This is a genomic window from Streptomyces sp. NPDC056347, assembly GCF_042262625.1.
Classification (GTDB): Bacteria; Actinomycetota; Actinomycetes; order Streptomycetales; family Streptomycetaceae; genus Streptomyces.
The window spans coordinates 1-15,269 of sequence record NZ_JBHJQP010000189.1 but is presented as its reverse complement, the minus strand read 5'-3'; the positions used below and the strand labels follow the sequence as shown (position 1 = coordinate 15,269).

At 73.9% G+C, this 15,269-nt stretch carries 12 protein-coding genes; 5 read left to right on the top strand and 7 right to left on the bottom strand.

The genetic code is table 11. The features are described from left to right. Window positions 1-235: 235 nt before the first annotated feature. Together ACFCV8_RS30890 and ACFCV8_RS30885 are read right to left on the bottom strand one after the other, a co-directional pair. Window positions 236-499 carry a hypothetical protein gene (locus ACFCV8_RS30890; RefSeq protein ID WP_376688789.1) on the bottom strand — a complete coding sequence of 88 codons (264 nt, stop codon included), beginning with the start codon at window positions 497-499 and terminating at the stop codon, window positions 236-238. A 257-nt stretch (window positions 500-756) separates the two neighbouring features. Beyond that, window positions 757-1,566, bottom strand: coding sequence for an SGNH/GDSL hydrolase family protein (locus ACFCV8_RS30885; RefSeq protein WP_376688788.1), 810 nt, complete (start codon window positions 1,564-1,566; stop codon window positions 757-759). Window positions 1,567-1,809: 243 nt separating this feature from the next. On the opposite strand from ACFCV8_RS30885, the gene ACFCV8_RS30880 reads away from it, so the two are divergent. Then, the gene (locus ACFCV8_RS30880; RefSeq protein WP_376688787.1) at window positions 1,810-2,904 is read left to right on the top strand and encodes a DUF5925 domain-containing protein; all 1,095 of its coding nucleotides are present in this window, start codon (window positions 1,810-1,812) and stop codon (window positions 2,902-2,904) included. 27 nt (window positions 2,905-2,931) lie between these two features. Here the strand turns inward: ACFCV8_RS30880 and ACFCV8_RS30875 are convergent, their stop codons facing one another. Beyond that, window positions 2,932-3,309, bottom strand: coding sequence for a GntR family transcriptional regulator (locus ACFCV8_RS30875; RefSeq protein WP_376688786.1), 378 nt, complete (start codon window positions 3,307-3,309; stop codon window positions 2,932-2,934). Between the two features lie 80 nt (window positions 3,310-3,389). On the opposite strand from ACFCV8_RS30875, the gene ACFCV8_RS30870 reads away from it, so the two are divergent. The 4 genes from ACFCV8_RS30870 to ACFCV8_RS30855 all read left to right on the top strand — a co-directional run bounded on the left by ACFCV8_RS30870 (window position 3,390) and on the right by ACFCV8_RS30855 (window position 8,266). After that, entirely contained in the window at window positions 3,390-4,310 is a 921-nt protein-coding gene (locus tag ACFCV8_RS30870; protein ID WP_376688785.1) for a GNAT family N-acetyltransferase, read from the top strand. After that, the gene (locus ACFCV8_RS30865; RefSeq protein ID WP_376688784.1) at window positions 4,291-4,785 is read left to right on the top strand and encodes a DUF402 domain-containing protein; all 495 of its coding nucleotides are present in this window, start codon (window positions 4,291-4,293) and stop codon (window positions 4,783-4,785) included. Before ACFCV8_RS30870 ends, ACFCV8_RS30865 begins: the two co-directional genes overlap by 20 nt. A 508-nt stretch (window positions 4,786-5,293) precedes the next feature. Then, on the top strand, window positions 5,294-6,763 hold the full coding sequence (locus tag ACFCV8_RS30860) for an APC family permease (RefSeq protein WP_376688790.1): 1,470 nt from the start codon (window positions 5,294-5,296) through the stop codon (window positions 6,761-6,763). Window positions 6,764-6,838: 75 nt separating this feature from the next. Further along, on the top strand, window positions 6,839-8,266 hold the full coding sequence (locus ACFCV8_RS30855) for an amidase (protein WP_376688783.1): 1,428 nt from the start codon (window positions 6,839-6,841) through the stop codon (window positions 8,264-8,266). Window positions 8,267-8,291: 25 nt separating this feature from the next. Here ACFCV8_RS30855 and ACFCV8_RS30850 read toward each other — a convergent pair whose 3' ends face one another. From ACFCV8_RS30850 to ACFCV8_RS30835, 4 genes are all read right to left on the bottom strand, one after another. Further along, window positions 8,292-9,839 carry a trifunctional class I SAM-dependent methyltransferase/NUDIX hydrolase/VOC family protein gene (locus ACFCV8_RS30850; RefSeq protein WP_376688782.1) on the bottom strand — a complete coding sequence of 516 codons (1,548 nt, stop codon included), beginning with the start codon at window positions 9,837-9,839 and terminating at the stop codon, window positions 8,292-8,294. Window positions 9,840-9,932: 93 nt separating this feature from the next. Continuing rightward, on the bottom strand, window positions 9,933-10,826 hold the full coding sequence (locus ACFCV8_RS30845) for an esterase/lipase family protein (protein WP_376688781.1): 894 nt from the start codon (window positions 10,824-10,826) through the stop codon (window positions 9,933-9,935). 213 nt (window positions 10,827-11,039) lie between these two features. Further along, window positions 11,040-12,047 (bottom strand): hypothetical protein, encoded by a 1,008-nt coding sequence (locus ACFCV8_RS30840; RefSeq protein WP_376688780.1) that lies wholly within the window; start codon window positions 12,045-12,047, stop codon window positions 11,040-11,042. Next, the coding region (locus ACFCV8_RS30835; RefSeq protein ID WP_376688779.1) for a DNA polymerase III subunit alpha at window positions 12,044-15,269 on the bottom strand (3,226 nt) is incomplete at its 5' end. The genes ACFCV8_RS30835 and ACFCV8_RS30840, both read right to left, overlap by 4 nt.

Genomic DNA, 15,269 nt, shown 5'->3' with positions numbered 1-15,269 from the left:
GTCCAGGGCGCTGCCCGGCCGAGGAGCCCGGTTCCGGGAAGGCCCCCGGCCCGCGCCGCCGCGTCCGGCCCCCGCGCGGACGTGCACATGGCCCGGAAGCGCTTCGGCACCACCGCGCCGGGCCGCGTGAACACAGCGAAACGCTGCCGTGCGCCCCGGGGATGACGGGAGGGCGGACGGCAGCGCTGCGCCGAGATCGGGCGACCGCCCGCGGGCGGTCGTAACGGCTCGTCGATCAGTGGCGGCTGCCGAAGAGCGAGCGCCTCAGCCGCCGCAGCGGCGCGAAGAGCGAGACCCGCGCGCTCTTGCTCCGGTGGTGGCGGGCGGCATCGCGCGAGGTGAGCTCGCGCATCAACGACGTCGCCTCCGCGGTCTCCCGCTGCGGCAGGGCGGGGCCGCCGAGCACCGCGAGATGGCGGTCGAGGCGCGAACTCGTCGCACCACTACCGCAGGTGATGGCAGGCACACGCGGCCTGCTCCGCATCGCTATCTGTTCCATGTCACTCCCCACCCGTACGAGGGCACCCGACCCGGGCAGGTTAACCCTATCGTCCCGCGAGGGGACTCGTGCATCCCGGTGACGGGATTACGCACGCGCATACGGAGGTTGACCCCCGCTCAGGAATCCACCCGATTTCCGGGCTACCTGGACGGAAAGGAAGCGGACGACGAAATTCCGGCCGCGACCCGGCACAGGTTCCCGCAACGACGGGCAGGAGGCCCCGGCCCACCGGGGCCCGCCGCCCGCCGCCGGGGTCAGGCCGCCGACCTGAAGGCGGGCAGGTAGCCGCTGGCCTGGCCGGTGGCGGTGGGGTGGTAGGACTCTCCGATGTTCAGCCAGTTGACGCTGTGCAGCCAGGCACTCCCGGAGCAGATCTCGTGACCGCTGAACTTCCCCGCGACATCGGCGTAGGTGAAGCCGTGGTCGGCGGCGCGCTTGGCGGTGGCGGCGTTGAGGTAGTCCGACGCCGAGTTGATCGCGGAGCGCACCTTGTCGCTCAGGCCGACGACGCAGCTGCCGCCGAGCTGATAGAAGCGCGGGTAGCCGAGAACGACGACCCGGGCGGACGGCGCCTTGGCACGGATCGCCGTGTACACCGAGTCGAGATTGCCGGGCAGGGTGGTGTCGACGAAGCTGCGGGCCGTGGCGATCCGGCTGAGACAGGTGGCCTCGGACTGGAGGACACAGGTCGTCATGACATCGGCGAAGCCCGCGTCGTTGCCCCCGATGGAGATCGAGACCAGATCGGTGGCGGAGCTGAGCGGGCCGAGCTGACCGGACTTCACGTCGCCCGTGCGGGCGCCGGAACAGGCGGCGAAGGAGAACGAGGCGGGCGCGTTGGCGGCGGCCCAGAGGGCGGGGTACGCCTTGCTGCTGCGCTTGCAGTTGCCGCTGGCACTGTCGTAGCTGCCCGAGCCGACGCCGGAGGAGTACGAGTCGCCGAGCGCGACGTAGTCGACGCCCTGGACGGACGTCGCGGCGCTGGCGGTGGCCGCCCCGGTCAGCGCGAGTACGGCGCCGAGCAGGAGCGAGGACGAGAGCGCCGCGAGTCTGGACAGCTTCATGGAACCTCCCAAGGACCGACCGGCGGGACCTCCGCCCGGTCTACCGAGTCCGTGGTAGCAGCCCCGCCCCTCCCATCGGAAGTGTTCATGCCAACTTGATCCAATGAATTCACATGCGCCGGGCGGCTCCTTGAGCGCACGTCAGCTCCCGTTTCACCACCGGCGGGGGCCGGTGCGCCACCGGCAGGGGGACGGACGCGAAACCCTGGTGCGCCGGACCCCCCGGTGCCGGATCATGGGGCCATGTCCGCCAACCCCGAGTCCGCGCTGCCGATCCGGCTCAACGTCGACGACAGCGATTCCCCGTCGGACGTGGTCGACGCGCTGTTCCTCGGCCGCTTCGCGACCGGCGAGCAGCCGTACTCGCACAGCACCACCCTGGAACGCGTCAAGGCGGGGGCGAGCCTGCTGCCCCCGGGCGCCTCGGTGCTGCGCGCCGCCCGCGACGACGACCGCAGCGCCACTCTCGCCGAGGGCGACGGCTGGACGCTGCTCGTCTCGCGGTGGAACCGCGGCGCCGACGTCACGGTCACCGCCAACACCCCGGAACTGGCCAGGAGCGTCCTCGAGCTGGCCACCGACGGCGCCGTCGACGAACCCGAACCCCAGCCCGACAACGTGACGATGGGCTTCTGGTACGTCTCCCCGCGCCGCGGCCCGCACCGCACCACCCGGCAGATCACCGCCGGGAGCTGGGACGAGGTGCGGGGCAACTACACGGCGCCGGTGGCCACCGCCATGGACCGGCTGATGAAGGTCACCCCCGACGACATCGCGGGGCGGCTGCTCCTGCTGCACGGCCCGCCGGGCACCGGCAAGACCTCCGCGCTGCGCACCCTGGCCCGCTCCTGGCGGGACTGGTGCCAGGTCGACTGCGTGCTCGACCCGGAACGGCTCTTCAACGACGTCGGCTATCTGATGGACATCGCGATCGGCGAGGACGACGGCACGGCCAAGGGCCGCTGGCGGCTGCTGCTCCTGGAGGACTGCGACGAGCTGATCCGCGGCGAGGCCAAGCACACCGCGGGCCAGGCCCTGTCCCGGCTGCTGAACCTCACCGACGGACTGCTCGGCCAGGGCCGCAACGTCCTGGTGGGGGTCACCACCAACGAGGACCTGGAGCGGCTCCACCCGGCCGTCGTCCGGCCCGGCCGCTGTCTCGCCAGGATCGAGGTGGGCCGGCTGACCCGCGAGGAGGCGGTGGGCTGGCTGGGCACGGAGGACGGGATCGGCCGCGAGGGCACGACGCTCGCCGAGCTGTACGCGCTGCGGCGCGGCAGCGCCCCCGCCTCGGTGCCCAAGCAGGACTCCGGGGCGGACGCGGGCCTGTACCTCTGAGCGGCTCCCGGCGCCCCGCGCCCGGGTTCACTCCGCCCCGTACGCCGCCCGCAGCGCGTCCTCAGCCAGGGACAGGGCCTCCTCGCGGGACAGGCCGAGCCTTCGCGCCTGCTCCGCGTACGCCTGGGCGGCCGACGCCGCGTGCCGGTCCGCCGCGTCACCGGCGGCGGCGACGAAGGTGCCGTTGCGGCCGCGGGTCTCGATCACACCGTCGGCCTCCAGCGCGCGGTACGCCTTGGCGACGGTGTTCGCGGCGAGGCCCAGCTCCTCGGCGAAGCCGCGTACCGTCGGCAGTCTGAAGCCGACGGGCAGCTCGCCGGAGCGGGCCAGTTCGGAGATCCGCGTACGCAGTTGCTCGTACGGGGCGATGCCGGCGTCGGGGTCAAGAACGATCTTCAGGGTCACGTTCCGATTCTCCCCCACCGCCGCCTCGCCGCCGGAATATTCGGCGGCGCCGGTGGAGTCCCCCGCGTAACGTCCGACGCATGACTGTCATCGTTCGTGATTTTCTCCCCGCCGACGCGGAGGACTGGGCACAAGTCCGGCGGGCGGCCCTGCCGTTCATCGTGACGACGGCCGAGCTCGTCGCCTTCGACCTCGCCTCGGCCCACCCGGACAAGCGGTACCGGCTGCTGGTCGCGGAGGAGGACGGAGAGCTGATCGGGACCGCACAGGTCGGCCTCGCCCACGACAGCCCCGAGCCCGGCCAGGGATTCTGCAACACGTACACCCGCCCGGACCGCACCGGGCGCGGGGCGGGCGGGCTGCTGGTGCGCGCCGCCGAGGAGCATCTGGCGCGGGAGGGCGCGACCTCGGTCTACGCGTGGGTGCTCGACACCCCGTCGGACCGGGCCTTCGCCGAGAAGCGCGGCTACACGCCGAGCCGTCCGGCGCACTTCCTCCATCTCGATCTGGCGGGCGGCCCGCTGCCGCCCCGTCAGGAGGTGCCGGCCGGTGTCGAGCTGCGGACCGGCGCGGACTTCGCCGACGATCCGCGCCCGCTCTTCGAGGCGGACGCCGAGACCACGGCCGACGAACCGAGCGACATCCCGGCGGAGCTGTCCGACTACGAGGACTGGCTGCGGCACACCTGGCGCGACCCCGGGCTCGACCACGGGCTCACCTCGGTGGCGGTGGTGGACGGGAAGGTGGCGGCGTTCAGCGCGGCCAGGACCGACGGGCTGACCCGGTACATGTCCGGGATGACCGGCACCCGCCGGGCCTACCGCGGCCGGGGCCTGGCCAAGCTCGTCAAGAACGACTCGCTGCACCGGGCACGCGCCGCGGGCTACACCGACGCGTACACCGGGAACGACGCGGAGAACGGCCCGATGCTGGCGGTCAACCGCTGGTTCGGGTACGAACTCTGCGCCACGGAGGTACGCCATGTCCGCAGGATCGGCTGAGGCCGCGCTGGTCGTCGCCCTGGTGAAGGCCGGCCGGACCAAGATCAGGTACCCGGCGGAGCCGGTCCGCGACGACGGCACCCGGATCACGGTGCGCGCGCCGTGGGCGGCGCCGGGGGTGCGCGACTTCGGCTTCGTACGCTTCGAGCCGGGCGACGTGTTCACCGAGCACTACTGGCGCGACCGCTGGTTCGCCGTGAAGGAGGTCCGCACCGGCGCGGGCGGGCTGAAGGGCTGGTACTGCGACATCACCCGCCCCGCGGTGCTGCGGGACGGGGAGCTGCGGGTGGAGGACCTCGACCTCGACCTGTGGGTGTCGGCGGACGGCTCGTCCGTACTGCGGCTGGACGAGGACGAGTTCGAGCAGAGCGGTCTGGCCGGGCGCGATCCGGCGGCGGCCGGCGCGGCGGTCGCGGCACTGGACGAGCTGGAGCGGCTGGCCCGCGCCGGGGAGCTCTCGGCGCTGCTGGCCTGAGGCCGGTGCCCGGCGGCGGGCCGGGCGCCGCCTCCGCCCCGGGCCGGGCGCCCCGGCCGCGCGGGCGGCCCTGCCCCGGCGCGGAACACCGGGGCGGCGTTCGAAGCCGCTGCCCGGGCCGTGGGCGGGGCCGGAATTCGCAAGAGCCGCCGCGGTAACCGCGGGCGCGGCCCGGCCGGCCTCCTCACCTTCGACAGGAACGACGTCGCCGCGGCCATCAGAACTCCGATCCGATCCGGCGTCAATGGTGTTGACGTAAGAATTCCGCGCGTCGCGGTCCATCCGCGGACCCTTGCGCGAGCCTTACGACAACACCATTGACGTGTAACGGGGACGAGAGTTTCATGGCCTGCCAGCCGGGCTCTCCGGCCATCTCCCCCTCCTTGGGCCTCTTCCTCGGGCCCCCTGGGCTCCCCTCCCCGAGCAAGGCGACGATCTGTTGGCGGTACCAGTGAAGAACGCGAGCACCACCACGCCAGACCCTGGCGACCAGGCCCCCCGGGCGGCCATGCGCAAGTCCATCGGCGTCGTCGACGGCATCGTCCTCGCCGCGTCGAGCACCGCGGCCACCAGCAGCATCGGCATCGGCCTCGGCCTGATGGCGACGATCGTCGGCCTCCACCTCCCGGCGATCATGCTGCTCGCCTTCCTGCCCGTGCTCGGCATCGCGGGCGGTTACGGGCGGCTCAACCGCGTCGAGCCGAACGCGGGCAGCAGCTACCAGTGGGTCGGCCGCATCCTCAGCCCCTGGCTGGGCTTCCTGGTCGGCTGGGTCAACGTCATCGGCACCATCGTGTTCATGGCCTACACCACCACGGTCACCGGCTCGGCGATCATCCAGCTGCTGGGCCAGGCCGGGCTCCACGGCATCGGGGGCCTGACCCTCGACCCCGACTCGACCCTCCAGTCCACACTGCTCGGCATGGCCGTCCTGGTCCTCGCCGCGCTGGTCGCCGTACGCGGACTGGACCTCGCGGCGCGGCTGCAGAAGTACCTGCTGATCTTCGAGTACGGCGTACTGCTCGCCTTCTGCGGCTACGGCCTGTTCGCCGGTGACCAGCCCTTCTCGCTCCAGTGGTTCAACCCCTTCGACATCCCCTCGGCCGCGGCCCTCGCCCAGGGCATGGTGCTCGCGGTCTTCTGCTACTGGGGCTTCGAGTCGGTCTTCAGCGTCGGCGAGGAGGTCGGCGACCCGCGGGACGCCTCGCGCGGCGGGCTCATCGCGCTGACCGTCATGCTGCTGCTCTTCCTGCTCGCGGGCACCGCCTTCCAGCGGGTCCTGCCGCTGGACGAACTGGCCGACAACGGCGCCCAGGGGCTGGCCTACTTCGGTACGAAGCTCGCCGAGCAGCCGCTCGCCGCCCTCCCGCTCATCGCTCTCATGTTCTCCGCCGTGGCGTCGCTGCAGGCCTCGGTCATCCCGACCGCCCGGGGGATGTACGCGATGGGCCGGGACGGTGTGCTCGGCCCGGTCTGGACCCGGCTGCACCCCAAGCACGGCACGCCCGCCGTCGGCACCCTGCTGATCACCGCGATCGCCCTGGTCCTCGCCGCGCTGGCGCTGATCATCCCCACCGTCAACGATCTGATCTTCGCCGCCGTCAACGCGATCGGCATCGTCGTCGCCCTGTACTACGCCCTCACCGCCACGGCCGCCGCGGTGCGCTTCCGCCATCTGCTGCGCACCTCGCCGCTGGAGGCACTGCGCGCCGTCGTCGGTCCGGTGCTGGGCGCGCTCGCGCTGCTCGCCACCGGCGGATACCTCGCCTGGACCTTCTACCGGTCCACCGACCACTTCGAGGTCTCCGCCGACAACGGCTGGTTCGCGCTGCTCGTCCCGGTCCTGATGATCGGCTCCGGGCTGATGGCCGCCGCGTGGGCCCGCTGGCACCACCGCTCGCCGTACTTCACGACCGGCCGCGGCCTCGCCGCCGCCTCCGCCCCCGTCGTCGACGGCGAGCCCGGCACCGCCGCGTGACACCCGTCCGCGCGGACCGCGGCACCCCTTTCCCCGAGCGGTCCCCGGACCGCCCACCCCGCAGGAGCACCCCCCATGACCGACCTCACCGATCTCGCCCGTCTCCCGGCCACCGAGGCCCTGCGCCGCTTCCGTGACCGCTCCCTGTCCCCCGTCGAGCTGATGAGCGCGGTCATCGCGCGGGCGGAGGCCGTCGAGCCGAAGATCAACGCCCTGGCCGAGCAGACCTTCGAGGAGGCGCTCGCCGCCGCCCGCGAGGCAGAGGCCCGGTACGGGGGCAAGGGCCCCGCACCCCGCCCGCTGGAGGGTCTCTCCGTCGCGACGAAGGAGGAACAGCCGATCGCGGGCCGCCGCAGCACGGACGGCTCGCTGGCCTTCCGGGAGGAGATCGCCGAGGAGACGCACCCGGTGATCGAGCGGATCCGGGCCGCCGGCGGCATCGTGCACGCCCGGACCACCACCCCGGAGTTCAGCTGCGCGGGCTACACCCAGTCACGGCTGTGGGGCGTCACCCGCAACCCGTGGAACACCGAATTCACCCCGGGCGGTTCCTCGGGCGGTGCGGGCGCCGCCCTCGCCGCGGGCGAGACGACCCTCGCGACCGGCTCCGACATCGGCGGATCGATCCGCATCCCCGCCTCGTGCACGGGTACCGTCGGCTTCAAGCCGCCGTACGGGCGCGTCCCGGCGATGCCGCCCTTCAACCTCGACACGTACTGCCACGACGGCCCGATGGCCCGCACCGTGGCCGACTGCGCCCTGCTGCAGAACGTCATCGCGGGACCCCACCCGCTGGACGCCGTCTCGCTGCGGCCGCGGCTCGTCCTGCCCGAGCGGTTCGAGGGGGTGAAGGGCCTGCGCGTGGCTCTCTCGGTCACCCTCGGGGACTGGCCGGTCGATCCCGAGGTCGAGGCCAACACCCGGGCGGTCGCGGAGGCGTTGCGCGCGGCCGGCGCCGTCGTCGAGGAGGTGGAGGTGCCCATCGTGCGCGCCGACGTGATGCGCGCCGCGATGATCCACTTCGGCTCCGTCTTCGGCCCGTACATCTCCTCGGTCGCCGCCGAGCACGGCGATCTGCTCACCACGTACGCGCTCGACTTCGCCCGGCGGGCCGCCGAGGCCGTCCGTGAACCGGGCAGCTTCCTGGCGGGACTCGAGCTCGAGGCCGGGGTGCAGACGACGCTCGGTGCGCTGCTGGACCGCTACGACGTGCTGCTGTGCCCGACGACGGCCCTCCCGGCGCTCGCTGCCGACGACGACCACCTCTCGGAGAAGGTCGTGGTCGACGGCGTCGAGCTGGACTTCTACCTGGAGTCGGCGATGACCCTCCCGTTCAACATGGCCAGCCGCTGCCCCGTGCTGAGCGTGCCGTCCGGTGTCGCCTCCACCGGTGTTCCGACGGGGGTGCAGATCGTCGGGCGCACCTACGACGACACCATGGTGTTCCGGGTCGCGCGGGCCGTGGAGGCCGCCCGGCCCTGGGACCGCTTCCCGGTGCTCTGAGGCGGCGCGGACGCCGGGACCCCGTTCAGTCCCGGCGTCTGGCCCACACATCGGCGTACGGTGCCGGTTCCTCGGGGGCCGGGCGGGGCCGACGGGCTCCGGCGACCAGCTCGACCTCGTACCCGGCGGCGTCCTCCAGGTACGCGGCGGTGTGTTCCTCGCCGCCCGCGTGCGGGTAGCGGTCGGCGAAGAGCGGGCGCCAGCCGTGCTCCGGGGCCCCGGTCACCAGGGCGTCGAGGGCCGCCCGGTCGCGGACGTGGAAGGCGAGGTGGTTGAGCCCGGGGCGGCGGCGGTCGTGCGGGCCGGGCACCAGGTCGGGCGACTGCTCGACCACCACGTAGCTCTCGCCGCGCCGCCAGCTCCGCCCGTGCTCCCAGTGCTGGTACGGGACATGGCCCAGCTCGCCGAGGAGCCAGCCCCAGCTCCGCTCGGCCGCCGCCAGATCGGGCACCCACAGCTCGATGTGGTGCACCGCGCCGGTGCCCGCGCCGCCGGCCGGCAGCGGGACCACGCGGCGGACTCCGTCCGGCCGGTACGCCACGGGGTCGCCGTCCTCGTGCCAGTGGATCAGGAACCGCTCGCCCGCCCGGTAGCCGTCGAGCCCCGCCCTGCAGTAGGCGACCATGTCGTCCGGGAGGGCGTGCAGCGGGAACCAGCCCAGCTCGGAGCACTTGTCCGGCTCGCGGTTGTACGGCGCGCGGGCGGGGTCGTACTCCGCCTCGAAGAACCAGCCGGTCCGGGGGGCGCCGCCGGGCCCCCGGTGCTGCATGACCAGGGCGACCCTCAGCTCCTGGGGCCCGAGTTCCACCCCGGTCTCCTCGGCGGCCTCCCTGATCATCGCCTCGCGGACGTCCTCGCCGTCCTCGACGTGCCCGGACGGGGCGTGGAGCAGTCCGTCCGCGTACCCCGTGCCGGCGCGGCGGGCGAGCAGGACCTCGGGGCCCCGGCGGAGGATCAGGTGGACGTCGACGACCTCGGTGTGCCTGTGCGGCGGCTGGGCGCGGGCCACCAGGGCGTAGCGCTCGTCGTCGACCCGCCTGCCCCACAGCTGCGGGTCGTCGGAGAGCGGCTCGTGGTGGACGCGCTCGGTGCACGCCGAGAGCAGCCCGGTCAGCCGCTCGGCGGAGAGGCCGACGCCGCCCCGGACACTTTCGATGAGGATCAGCCGGCCGCCCGGCCGCAGCAGGCCGAACCAGTGGCGCAGCACCGCGGCCGGGTCGGGCAGCAGCCACATCACATGTCTGGCGATGATCACGTCGAACCGCTGGGCGCCGACGGGGGGCCGGGCCGCGTCGCCGAGGTGCACCACGGTGTCCGTACCGGCGAGCTTGGTGCGCGCCAGTTCCACCATCCGCGGGGAGCGGTCGACGGCGGTGACCCGGTGGCCCTGGTCCGCGGCGAGCAGCGACAGGCTCCCGGTGCCGCATCCCAGGTCGAGCACGTCGGAGCGGCCGCCGGGCAGCCAGCTCTCCAGCCGCCGTGCCCAGGCGTGCCGGACCACCGGGTCGAGCAGCCCGTGGTCGGGTTCCTCGTCGAAGGAGTCGGCCGCGGAGTCCCAGTCGATGGTCGTCATGGGTCGATCGTGCCAGCCGTCACCGTCCGCCGCCTCACCCGGTGGGGCGTACGCCGGTGCGGGGAACCACTGCTCCCCGCACCGGCGTTGCGGTCAGCCGATGGCCGAGGCGCAGGTGGTGGGGGTGGCGTGCGCCGGGTCCAGGGCGTTGGCCACTTCGTGGTAGGCGATCCGGTCGACGGTGCCGATCGCCACGTGCTCGGAGAGGTCGACCGGGCAGAGGTCCTGGAGCAGGACGTTGCGTACGCCGGGCCCGTCCAGGAACTGCGTGCGGTACGGGGTCACGACTTCGTCGTACCGGGTCGCGATGACGGTGTAACGCACTCCGGGCACGGTGTCGGGGAGCGAGTTGAGCTTGGTGAGGAACGGGGAGCCCGCCACCTGGTCGGCGAGGCCCGGGGTGTGGGCGTTCAGCAGGTCCTCGGCGCCGGGGAAGTACGGGAGCAGCTTCGTCAGGCCGAGCAGGGTGGTGCCGTGGTTGTCGGGGGCGATCCCGACCATGGCGTTCACCTTGGCGGCCCCGCCGAGGAACTTCAGGTAGTAGTTCGGCATCATGCCGCCCTGCGAGTGGCCCACCAGGTCCGCCCTGTCCGCGCCGGTGGCGGTGAGCACCCTGTCGACGAAGGCGGCGAGCTGTCCGGCCGACTTGTCGATCGGGCCGAGGCCGTTGAAGACCGGCACGCCGGGCAGCTGCCCGTAGTCCAGCGAGAAGACGCAGTAGCCCCGGTTCACGAGATAGGGGGCGAGGACCAGCCAGTTGTCGATCGAGTTCCCGAAGGTGCCGTGGACCAGGACGACGGGGCGGGGGTGGGCTGCGGAGGGCTTGCAGGAGTAGTCGTTCCAGCCACGGGAGGCGGCCGTGGCGGTGGTGGGGGCGGCCGCGGCGGCAGCGGCCGTGGGGGTGGCGGCCGCCGCGACGGCGAGGAGCAGTGCGGCGAGGGTCCTTCGCGTGCGAGGGGTACGCGGCGCACGTTTCCAGGGCAGCATCGTGTGGTCTCCTTGCGGCTCAAGGGAGTTGCGATGTCTGTGCACCCTGCGGCCCGGACCACAAAGTTCCGACTGCCGAGCCGGCCGACTTCCGAGTCTTCCGGCTGCTGAGTCCTCGGTGCTTCCGGGCCAAATTACGCGTGGGTAAGGTGACGTGGGAAGTTACGTGTCAGTAAAAAATGTCGGCCGTCGGCCGGACGGGCGGTGCGGCGCTCAGGCCGCGAGCCGTCCCGGCATCACGGCCCGGGGGCCGTACTTGGCGCGCAGCCGGTCCGCCACCGCCTCGATCCGGCGTGCCCGTTCGTCCGCCGGGTCGAAGGACAGCTGGTGCGTGGCCCTCTGGTGGTCCGTCAGCCCTTCGGCACGCAGTCCGATCCCCCGGACCCGGGCCCGTTGCAGGGCGAACGAGTCGTGGATGCGGTAGGCGAGCGCGGTGAGTGCCGCGGAGTGGGCGGTGGGCTCGGGGAGCGTACGGCTGCGGGTCAGCGTCGCGTATCCGGTGCGGCCCGCGTAGCGGACGGAGACCGCGAGGCCGCGGCAGACCTGTCCCTCGGCGCGCATCCTGGCCCCCAGTTCCTCGGCGAGCGAGACGAGGGCGCGGCGCCGGCGCTCGCGGTCCAGCTCGTCGCGGGGGAAGGACCGTTCGGCGGCGACCGACCGGGGGGCGGTGCCCGGGGCGACCGTGGTGCGGTCGATGCCGTGCGCCCGCTCCCACAGTTCGCGGCCGGTCCGGACGCCGGTGATCCGCTGGAGGGTGCCGAGCGGGGCCGCCGCGATCCGGCCGACGGAGTCGAGCCCGTACGCGCACAGGGTGCGGGCCGTGGCCGGGCCGACCCCGTCCAGTTCCACGGCGGGCCGGTCCGCGAGGAACGCCGCTCCCCCGCCCCCGGGCACCACGAGGGTCGTCCCGGGTGCGGTCCGCCGGGCCGCCGCCCTGGCCAGCATCGGGTTGTCCGCCGCCCCGATCGCGCAGTCCGTCCCGTGCAGGGCGAGCGCGCGGACCCGGATCAGCGCGGCCAGCCCCCGCACGTCCCGCCCGAAGTAGCGCAGCGCGCCGCGCACATCGGCGAGCGCCGCGTCGGGCGGGGCGGCCTCGACCACCGGGGTGAGCGCGCCGAGCAGGGCGAGCAGCCCTTCGTAGGCGGCGCTGTCCGGGGGGCCGTCGCCGGTCCCGCAGAACCGGAGGTACAGGATGCCCGGCACCCGGGGTGTGGTGGTCATCCCGCGCTCCCCGGGCTCCGGTGCCACAGCTTCCGGCCGGTGGCGGCGCCCTCGCCGGGCGGCCGGAGGTCGGCCCAGGGGTTCAGTTCGTAGCCCGTCGGCAGCTGGATGCGGCGGCCGTTGTCACCGCTCGCGGCCTCGTCGTCCCCGCCCGCGGCCCCGTCCTCCCGCGGCGGCCCCGCCGCCAGCCGGTCCGCGACCGCGTCGAGTCCGCCGGTACGCCGCAGCTCGGCCAGCTCCGCCAGGTTCCAGGCGGCCGAGCCGACCACGCTCAGGCTGCGCGGCCCGCGCCGCTGCACCACCCCGCGCACCAGCAGCAGCCAGGAGTGGAAGACGGTGTGCGCGCAGGCGGCGTGGCTGTCGTCGAAGAAGGCCAGGTCGACCAGGCCCGTACCGTCGTCCAGGGTGGTGAAGACGACCCGGCGGCCGGAGCGGACCGGCGGGGTCTGGGTGGCCGCCTTGGCGCCCGCCACCAGCACGGTGTCCCCGTGCCGGGCCTCGCCCAGCCGCTTGGCGAAGACCGTGCCGAGCTCCTCCAGGAAGGCGTGGTGATCGTCCATCAGGTGGCGGGAGACGTCCATGCTCAGGACGCCCAGCTCGGCGCTGAGCCGCTCCGTGTCGTCGAGGTCGGGCAGTCCGGCGGAGCCGGTCCGGTGTCCGCCGCCGAGCGGAAGCTGGGTGCCGGGGCCGGTGCCCCGCTGGGCGCGGTGCAGTTCGGACAGGTGGAGCAGCAGGTCGCGCCGGTTGGCGCCGAACGCGTCCAGCGCGCCCACCCGGGCCAGCCGTTCGGCGACCGCCCGTCCCGGCCTCGCCCGCTGCCAGAAGTCCAGCAGCGAGACGTAGGGCTGCCCGGCCTCGATCCGGGCGACCTCGGCCGCACCGATGCCGTGGACGTCCGAGAGCGCGAGCCGCACTCCCCAGACGCCTTCCCCGCCTCCATTACCGGACACCAGTTCGATTCGGTGAGTGGCTGCCGACCGGTTCACGTCCAGCCCCAGCACCGGTACCCCGCGCCGCCGGGCGTCCGCGAGCAGCAGCCGCTTCGGGTACATCCCGGGGTCGTGGGTGAGCAGCCCGGCGTAGAAGGCCGCCGGGTGGTGCGCCTTGAGCCAGGCCGACTGGTACGTCGGTACGGCGAAGGCAACCGCGTGCGCCTTGCAGAAGCCGTAGCTGCCGAAGGCCTCGACGGTCTCCCAGGTCCGGGCGATCACCTCGGCGTCGTACCCGCGCTCCGCGGCCCGCCGTGCGAACCACACCTCGATCCGGCCCTGCGACCCGGGGTCGGAGAGTCCGCGCCGCACCCGGTCGGCCTCGTCCCGGCCGCAGCCGGTCATGATGTCGACCATCTCGATGATCTGCTCGTGGAAGACGACCACGCCGTACGTCTCGCGCAGCGGCGCCTCCAGGTCGGGATGCGGGTAGCGCACGGGCGCACGGCCGTGCCGGGCCTCGATGAACGGCCGGACCATGTCGGCGGCGACCGGCCCGGGACGGAACAGCGAGATGTCGACCACCAGATCGTGGAACCCGGCCGGCTGGAGCCTGCCGATCAGGTCGCGCTGGCCCGGCGACTCGATCTGGAAGCAGCCCAGCGTCTCGGCGCTCCTGATCAGCCGGTAGGTCTCGGGGTCGCCCGGCGGCACGGCGTCCAGGTCCACGTCCCGCCCCGAGGCCCGTCCGATCTCGGCGACCGCGTGCGCCATCGCCGACTGCATCCGTACGCCCAGCACGTCGAGTTTGAGCAGCCCCAGCTCCTCCACGTCCTCCTTGTCGAACTGCGCCATCGGGAAGCCCTCGCCGCTGGTGGGCACGGTGGGGGTACGGCGGGTCAGCGAGGCGTCCGAGAGGAGCACCCCGCACGGGTGCATGGCAATGCCTCGCGGCAGTCCGTCCAGCGCCTCCACCAGCTCCCAGAGCCGCCCGTACCTTCCCTTCTCCCGTTCCACCGCGCGCAGTTCGGGCAGCTCGGCCATGGCCGCGCGGGCGTCGCGGGCCCGGATGTGCGGGAACGCCCTGGCGAGCCGCGCGGTCTCGGCCGGGTCCATGGAGAGCGCGGCGCCCACGTCCCGGATGGCGTGACGGACCCGGTAGGTCTCGGGCATGGCGACGGCCGCGACCCGTTCGGCGCCGAACCGCCCGATGATCGCGCGGTAGACGTCGAGCCTGCGGGCCGACTCCACGTCGATGTCGATGTCGGGCAGCACGAAGCGGCGCCGGGAGAGGAAGCGCTCCATCAGCAGCCGGTGCTCGACCGGGTCGGCGTGCGCGATCCCGAGCAGGTGGTTGACCAGGGAGCCCGCCCCGGAGCCCCGGGCGGCGACCCGGATGCCCAGCCCCCTCGTGTCGTCCACGACCTGGGCGACCGTCAGGAAGTAGGAGGCGAAGCCGTGGTAGGCGATGACGTCCAGCTCCTGGCGCATCCGCTCCCAGTAGTCGCGCCTGCGGTCGTAGCCGCGCAGCACCATCCCGGCCGCGGCGCGGGAGGCCAGCACCCGCTGGGCGGTGCGCCGCCCGGCGCCGACGAGTTCCGGTTCGGGGAAGTGGACGGTGCCGAGGCCGAGGTCTCTCCCGGGGTCGACGACGCAGGCTTCGGCGGTGTGCCGGGTCTCGGCGAGCAGCCGGGCCGCGGCGTCCCGGCCGAGCCCCGCGGCCCCGGTGATCCGCTCGGCGGCCGCGGCCATCGCGCCGGGGCCCTTCAGCCACCGCTCCCCGCTGTCGAGCGGGGCGCGGCGGGGGTCGACGGGGACCAGTCGGCGGGCCGCGTCCAGCACGTCGGCGACCGGGCCCTGCCCGGCGTCGGCGTACCGGACGGCGTTGCTCAGAACGGCCCGTACCCCCTGTTCGGCGGCGAGGCCGACGGTACGGGCGGCGAGCCGCAGCGAGCCGGGGCCGGTGCCCTCGAGGCCGTGGTGGACGGCTTCGAGGCGCAGGTCGTCGCCGTATACCTCCCGCCAGCGGGCGAGCAGTGCGGCGGCCCGGTCCGGGCGCCCGGCGGTCAGCGCCCGCCCCACGTCGGAGGCGGGGCCGAGCAGCACGGTGAGCCCTTCGGCGGGCAGCTCGGACCGGTCGACCAGCGGCCGCCCCGGTCCGCCGGCGCGGGCGTGGGCGGCGGTGACGAGCCGGCACAGCTCCGCCCAGCCCCGGGCGCCGTCCCGGGCGAGGAAGACGGCCCGGGGCGCGGATTCCTCGACGAAGGCGCCGCCGAGGGCCGGGGTGCGCGCC

Coding starts and splice junctions, on each gene's coding strand:
- ACFCV8_RS30890 (WP_376688789.1), bottom strand. CDS start 499: ATGGAACAGATAGCGATGCGGAGCAGGCCGCGTGTGCCTGCCATCACC.
- ACFCV8_RS30885 (WP_376688788.1), bottom strand. CDS start 1,566: ATGAAGCTGTCCAGACTCGCGGCGCTCTCGTCCTCGCTCCTGCTCGGC.
- ACFCV8_RS30880 (WP_376688787.1), top strand. CDS start 1,810: ATGTCCGCCAACCCCGAGTCCGCGCTGCCGATCCGGCTCAACGTCGAC.
- ACFCV8_RS30870 (WP_376688785.1), top strand. CDS start 3,390: ATGACTGTCATCGTTCGTGATTTTCTCCCCGCCGACGCGGAGGACTGG.
- ACFCV8_RS30865 (WP_376688784.1), top strand. CDS start 4,291: ATGTCCGCAGGATCGGCTGAGGCCGCGCTGGTCGTCGCCCTGGTGAAG.
- ACFCV8_RS30860 (WP_376688790.1), top strand. CDS start 5,294: ATGCGCAAGTCCATCGGCGTCGTCGACGGCATCGTCCTCGCCGCGTCG.
- ACFCV8_RS30855 (WP_376688783.1), top strand. CDS start 6,839: ATGACCGACCTCACCGATCTCGCCCGTCTCCCGGCCACCGAGGCCCTG.
- ACFCV8_RS30850 (WP_376688782.1), bottom strand. CDS start 9,839: ATGACGACCATCGACTGGGACTCCGCGGCCGACTCCTTCGACGAGGAA.
- ACFCV8_RS30845 (WP_376688781.1), bottom strand. CDS start 10,826: ATGCTGCCCTGGAAACGTGCGCCGCGTACCCCTCGCACGCGAAGGACC.
- ACFCV8_RS30840 (WP_376688780.1), bottom strand. CDS start 12,047: ATGACCACCACACCCCGGGTGCCGGGCATCCTGTACCTCCGGTTCTGC.